The organism is Candidatus Termitispirillum reticulitermitis (assembly GCF_054655775.1).
Genome location: NZ_BAAIHG010000092.1, coordinates 1 through 3,314 on the forward strand (window position 1 = coordinate 1; position 3,314 = coordinate 3,314).

Annotated in this window: 5 protein-coding genes; 1 reads left to right on the plus strand and 4 read right to left on the minus strand. The window is 46.2% G+C overall.

What is annotated here, in order from left to right:
• Positions 1 to 303: hypothetical protein (locus AC1MDJ_RS07110; RefSeq protein ID WP_479690231.1), on the plus strand; the 303-nt coding region annotated here is incomplete at its 5' end.
• A 137-nt stretch (positions 304 to 440) separates the two neighbouring features.
• On the opposite strand, the gene AC1MDJ_RS07115 is transcribed toward AC1MDJ_RS07110, so the two are convergent.
• The 4 genes from AC1MDJ_RS07115 to AC1MDJ_RS07130 all read right to left on the minus strand — a co-directional run.
• Positions 441 to 575, minus strand: coding sequence for a hypothetical protein (locus AC1MDJ_RS07115; RefSeq protein WP_479690232.1), 135 nt, complete (start codon positions 573 to 575; stop codon positions 441 to 443).
• 70 nt (positions 576 to 645) lie between these two features.
• Positions 646 to 1,578, minus strand: a complete 933-nt coding sequence (gene cysK / locus AC1MDJ_RS07120) for a cysteine synthase A (protein WP_479690233.1) — start codon at positions 1,576 to 1,578, stop codon at positions 646 to 648.
• Between the two features lie 113 nt (positions 1,579 to 1,691).
• The gene (locus AC1MDJ_RS07125; protein ID WP_479690234.1) at positions 1,692 to 2,492 is read right to left on the minus strand and encodes an ATP-binding protein; all 801 of its coding nucleotides are present in this window, start codon (positions 2,490 to 2,492) and stop codon (positions 1,692 to 1,694) included.
• A gap of 19 nt (positions 2,493 to 2,511) precedes the next feature.
• Positions 2,512 to 3,314: M16 family metallopeptidase (locus AC1MDJ_RS07130; protein ID WP_479690235.1), on the minus strand; the 803-nt coding region annotated here is incomplete at its 5' end.

Genomic DNA, 3,314 nt, shown 5'->3' on the forward strand with positions numbered 1-3,314 from the left:
TGTAGCACAGGTGCTGGGGGTTTGTCTATGGATAAAATTAGGGGTAAGATAAGTTTTGCAGTAGCGATGTCGCTGGTTATAGCGGTGCTATTTTGCGTATTGACTATGCGTAGCAGTTATAGAAATGCACAGCTGCGTATAGACGTTACCAGTAGTTCAGGAGACGTGGCGATTTTGTCGGCGCGGCATTCTCAAAATGGTGCGGAGTATGCCTTACGGCTGTCAGGCACTAGGCTTCAGGTCACGAATGCTCCCCTCAATGACAGTGCTGCAAAGCTCTGGCGTCCCCTGCCAGTATTTTGAGCCAAAACCACCTAAATTATAGCTCAGTCGCCGATTTCATCGGCTCGTCTTGCAACATCCTGTTGCGCTGTCTTTGCTGCCAACTGACACAAAAAGCCCTCCCCTTGTTATAGCTCCGTCGGCACGTCCTGTGCCGACTACGCATACGCGTCTTTATTCTCGGCGGAAATAAATCCCGCCTGCGATACGCCGCTACGCAATTCAGTCGCCGATTTCATCGGCTCGTCTTGCGCTCGTCTTGCAACATCCTGTTGCGCTGCCTTTGCTGCCAACTGACACAAAAAGCCCTCCCCGTGAGGGAGGGCACTATGGATAAACTATAGTTTCTAGCTTTTAACCATATTAGGCATTTGCAAACATTGCTGTTGACAGATAGCGTTCGCCCGTGTCCGGCAGTATTGCTACTATCGTCTTGCCAGCATTTTCTGGGCGTTTAGCCAGTTGTGCTGCTGCATGTAGCGCTGCACCAGATGAGATGCCTACGAGTATGCCCTCTACGCGAGCTATTTCACGCCCTGCCTCAAAAGCATCTTCGTTTTTAACGGTGATAACCTCGCTATATATCTTCGTATCTAACACGTCAGGAACAAAACCCGGTCCAATCCCTTGTATCTTGTGCGGACCAGCCCTACCCTCTGACAGCACCGGAGAATCAGCAGGCTCTACGGCTACAAGCTTTATATTAGGATTTTTAGATTTTAAGTACCCGCCCGCACCAGTAATTGTGCCGCCCGTGCCCGTTCCAGAAACAAATATGTCAACCTTGCCACCAGTATCTTCCCATATTTCAGGTCCAGTTGTAGCGAAGTGAACAGCAGGGTTTGCTGGGTTTGAAAACTGCGCTGGGATAAAGCTATTAGGTGTGCTAGCTCCAAGCTCCTCAGCCTTAGCAATAGCTCCTTTCATCCCCTTTGCGCCTTCCGTCAGGACTAGCTCAGCACCATAGGCTTTCAGCAGGTTGCGGCGTTCAACGCTCATCGTATCAGGCATAGTTAATATTACTTTGTATCCACGCGATGCAGCCACAGCAGCAAGCCCTATACCAGTGTTGCCACTAGTAGGTTCAATAATAATACTGTCGGGTTTCAATGCCCCCTTCTTTTCAGCATCATCAAGCATAGCTTTAGCTATGCGGTCTTTCACGCTACCAGCAGGGTTAAAATACTCAAGTTTGACTAAAACCTTAGCATTCAAGCCATGTTTCTTTGAGTAACGCACCACTTCCAACAGCGGAGTCTTTCCTACAAGGTCGGTAAAACTTTTGAATACAGCCATAATCAATATCCTCCAATATAGATATATTATTCATATATGAATAGTAGGATTATATATAAAAAAAATAGGCTGTCAAGATAAAAATATACTAGTCCCACTAAAATAGTGGGCAATTAAAATTTCTTCCTCAACGTCACTACATTACCTTTTTCGCTGTGCGTAACTTCGTCAAAGAAACTTTTCGCTATTATTATCCCCCTGCCGTAGAGGAGTAGCAGGTTGTCTTGCGGGCGGCTTTGAACGTTTTTCGCATCAAAGCCATCCCCATCGTCTCTGATGGTTAAGGTAAGCTCTAACTCTTTGAACTCCATAGTTATATAGACTTTTCTGCCAATATATCGCGGGTCTTTCAATCGCTCATCTACAAACTGCAGGTAGTCCCCCGCCTCAGTGTGCGCGAATTTTTCCTCTTCAGTAATGGCAAGGTTGCCGTGTTCTATCGCATTTGTGAGCATTTCGGAAAAACCCAGCCTAATCGTCTCTACATCAGCGAAACTGCAATATGCCAGCAACTCAACCGTGAGCTGGCACACTATCTGCTCTACATCATAGTAGCGATTGCCAGTGACCACATCATGCCTGAACGAATCTAGCATAACGCCATCCGTCACATTCCAGATTATAGTGCCGTGATAGATGTTATTTAGTAGCAACCGCAGGCTACGAAAACTGAAATGCTTGTTGATAGTGAAATACGCATGATTAAGACGCTCGTCCCCTATCAGGCATCTATGAATATCAAGGCTTGCGAACTCCTGCAATTTAGCCTTATCATCGGTGATAAACACGGCACACTGCCCACTGATTTCGCTTGTTTCACGAAAATCAACGGGTTCTATCCGCTCCTGACTGCAGAATTCTGTTATCAGCGCACGATGACGTGCATCATTACACCAATGAGCAATCTGTCTCATAAATAGCCACCCTCATAACCTATTTCGGCAATGTAGCATACACTAGCGGAGACGTAGTAAACATGCTCTCCGCTAGTTTCTTAACGTCCGCTAACGAAATAGCATCAACCCTTTTGCTGTACGTGTTGTAATAGTCCTTCATATCAAGCGTATAAGAGTAGCCAATTTCACCTGCAAGCCTGCCTGCATGCTCCCGCACAAATACCATATCGGCTTTCAAACGCTTTTTTGCCTTTTCAAGCTCATCAGCCTTTAGCTCATGAGATAAATTAAATAATAGCCCGTTCAACTCTTTATACGCCTTGCTAGATTCCCCAGTTTTAGTGGTGAAGTGTACTAGATATGCCCCCGCACGCTTATGTAGCATATCGCCAGCCGATACGTAAGAAACAAGCCCTTTGTCGTATTTCAGCCGCTGGTTCAGCAACGAATATTCGCCACCAGCAAGCATCTCTGACAGAACATCGTAGATTGGCGTATCTTTAGAGATAGCATTCACAGGATAGGCAATCACTACATAGTCTTGCGCCACATCACGCTTATATACTTTATCAAACTTAGCTTTAGGTTCTTTTATATGTTTTATGGCAGGTGTCCATTCGCCCAAATAGCCAGCACTAGGGTTCAGCTTACTAGCAACAGAGAAGTATTTCGCAGCTAGTTTGCGCACCTGTGCGCTGGTCGCATCCCCCACTATAACTAGCGTCATATTATGCGGGTGGTAGTGGCTCGCGTAGTAATCTTTCAACTGCTTAGGAGTGAACGAGTTCACGTTGTCAGCTGTTCCAATTACCTCCATCTCGTAAGGCGTCCCTTTATACA

Coding starts and splice junctions, on each gene's coding strand:
- cysK (WP_479690233.1), bottom strand. CDS start 1,578: ATGGCTGTATTCAAAAGTTTTACCGACCTTGTAGGAAAGACTCCGCTG.
- AC1MDJ_RS07125 (WP_479690234.1), bottom strand. CDS start 2,492: ATGAGACAGATTGCTCATTGGTGTAATGATGCACGTCATCGTGCGCTG.